This is a genomic window from Vibrio sp. 10N.222.55.A1 (assembly GCF_041473835.1).
GTDB lineage: Bacteria > Pseudomonadota > Gammaproteobacteria > Enterobacterales > Vibrionaceae > Vibrio > Vibrio crassostreae_C.
On the sequence record NZ_JBFRSX010000146.1, the window covers coordinates 1 to 381 of the forward strand.

At 43.6% G+C, this 381-nt stretch carries 3 tRNA genes; all 3 read left to right on the forward strand.

Features of this window, described 5'->3' with window-relative positions:
• Window positions 1-66 precede the first annotated feature (66 nt).
• The 3 genes from AB4493_RS22175 (at window position 67) to AB4493_RS22185 (ending at window position 372) form a co-directional block, all read left to right on the forward strand.
• Window positions 67-142 (forward strand) — tRNA-Asn (locus tag AB4493_RS22175).
• Between the two features lie 71 nt (window positions 143-213).
• Window positions 214-289, forward strand: a tRNA-Thr gene (locus AB4493_RS22180).
• A gap of 7 nt (window positions 290-296) precedes the next feature.
• Window positions 297-372, forward strand: a tRNA-Phe gene (locus AB4493_RS22185).
• Window positions 373-381: the final 9 nt, after the last annotated feature.

The following is a 381-nucleotide window of genomic DNA, read 5'->3' on the forward strand; positions in this document are numbered from 1 at the left end:
CGAGGCACCATTATTTGGTACTTAACAAATAATGGTCTTTATAGACCTGATGTTGAGACAAGTAATTCCCCTTTAGTTCAGTTGGTAGAACGGCGGACTGTTAATCCGTATGTCGCAAGTTCAAGTCTTGCAAGGGGAGCCATTTTTAAAGGACTTCATTTTATATGAGGTTTTAATTGAAGAGTTTAACTCTTTAAGCAAAGAATTTAGTGTGCCGACTTAGCTCAGTAGGTAGAGCAACTGACTTGTAATCAGTAGGTCACCAGTTCGACTCCGGTAGTCGGCACCATTCTTTTGCCTCGATAGCTCAGTCGGTAGAGCAGCGGATTGAAAATCCGCGTGTCGGTGGTTCGATTCCGCCTCGAGGCACCATTATTTGGT